The 1840-nt window shown below is 30.7% G+C and carries 2 protein-coding genes; both read right to left on the minus strand.

Annotated features, from left to right (window positions below):
• Positions 1-136: 136 nt before the first annotated feature.
• Complete coding sequence (locus tag AWE51_RS24720) at positions 137-643, minus strand: hypothetical protein (RefSeq protein WP_066319733.1); 507 nt, start codon at positions 641-643, stop codon at positions 137-139.
• A gap of 12 nt (positions 644-655) precedes the next feature.
• Positions 656-1753 (minus strand): RHS repeat protein, encoded by a 1098-nt coding sequence (locus AWE51_RS24725; protein WP_082832614.1) that lies wholly within the window; start codon positions 1751-1753, stop codon positions 656-658.
• Between the last annotated feature and the right edge of the window lie 87 nt (positions 1754-1840).

Below are 1840 nucleotides of genomic sequence, written 5' to 3' on the forward strand. Positions count from 1 at the left end.
AGGAACAAGCTATTAGCTAGAATATTTGCAACAATAAAACGACAAACTCCATATGTAAATACAATGAAATTTGTCGCTTAAAAAAAATCTAAATTTTACTTGATTTAATCATAGAATACTGGTATCTATATTAAATCTATTCTTTAATTAATTCTACGTACTTTTTCTTCAACTTATCTTTAGTCAATCCTTTGTTTTCTGAATAAAATAATTTCAATTTTTTATACGATAAATTATTTAAATATACTGGAATTTTTATATCAACAGAATTTACAAGATAATTATCAAATAATATCATTGCTCCTTTAGCATTCGTTAATAAATCAATTTCATTTATACTTGACGAATACGGGTTTTTGGTCTTTATCCATTTGCAAATTTGAGAGGTATCTTTCTCATATGATAATAAATAGTTTAAAATATCCTTATCTGCATTATAAAAATTTCTTAGTGCTCTCTTATATTCTTCTTGATCACTTAAATTTTGTTCTTCTGTCAAATTAAAGTATTCTAAATATAAATCCTTTTCAATTTCATTGTTTAGTAGTACGTAATTCTTTGTTAGACCCTTCAAAATTGTATCATATTTATTAGAACAACTTGAGGAAATAAGCATAATTAATATAATAAATAAGTTTTTCATTTTTATAAATTTTTATGGGTTTTTTCTAAAATAAATTCTACTTGCATAAGTTTTACCGTCGGGTGCAACAAAAGTAGGTGTAGCTGCTCCATAACTTGAAGGAACATCTCTCGGATGATGTTTATACCTTGGAGCTTGCCCCCACTTACTTTCAACTTCAATAGTATTTCCTTGCTTATCAACCTTGGATACTACTGCAGAATGTGTTGGTTCAACTTGACCGGATTTACTATTCCAACCATAATAAATAAGTCTATCTCCTTTTTGATTAGCATCATTGAATTGAAGAGGAGTATAACCTCCTGTATTATTTCTAGGGTCGTTATCCCAACGTGTTATTCCATGTCGAACTAAATTTTGGTTAGCAGGATCTTTTGGATCACCTAATGAATTACACCAGGCAAATGAATGGCAATTATAGGCATTTGTATTTGGAACTCCATTTTTATCAGTTAAAGGTGTGGACGGAGCCGTTTGAATTTTTCCAGTATAGTTTTTATCAATAGGTTTGTCGCCATCATCAGATTCATTACTATTATTATCACTGCTTTCTCTATTACTATCTCCTAGATATTGTCTTTTAAATGCACTTAAAGCCGCTTTAGCTTGCTCTCCTGTATAACTTACTCCTCCATCTATTTCTTCAACTTCAGCTCCACTAGGATCAGCCCAGAATACAGGGTTATTATCAAATCCATTGTACGTAGAATTTGAAACATGATCTATAGGATCAATAGAAGTCCAACGAGCAATTGCAGGGTCATATTGACGTAATGGCATCTCATAAAGATCAAGTCCTAAAGCTTTTTCTTCTTCTATTCCATTAAATCCATACTGATGATTTCGGCCTCTATAAGTGTCATTGTATCCTTTGTTTTGTAGTCCAAATGGATAATAATTCTTCTCTTGTACAATCTCAGAAGTACTTATAGAGCCATTACCATTAGCATCTTTATACGATAATCTAATATTTCCTAAATGATCTTTGTACTGATATGTATACTTATACCCATCAGCTTCTTTCTCTACATACCCTTCTGAGTGGTTAAAGAACTCAAGATTTCCATTCTTATAGATGTAATTACCAGTATAATCAGTTACGTAAAAAATTAAAAGGTGTACCTTTTTTTTACACGGTTACCTGCTACAAAGCAAAAAATAAGAACGTTCTTCTCGGTCATCTATCTCTCTACTTGG

The organism is Aquimarina aggregata, assembly GCF_001632745.1.
Taxonomy (GTDB): domain Bacteria; phylum Bacteroidota; class Bacteroidia; order Flavobacteriales; family Flavobacteriaceae; genus Aquimarina; species Aquimarina aggregata.

Coding starts and splice junctions, on each gene's coding strand:
- AWE51_RS24720 (WP_066319733.1), bottom strand. CDS start 643: ATGAAAAACTTATTTATTATATTAATTATGCTTATTTCCTCAAGTTGT.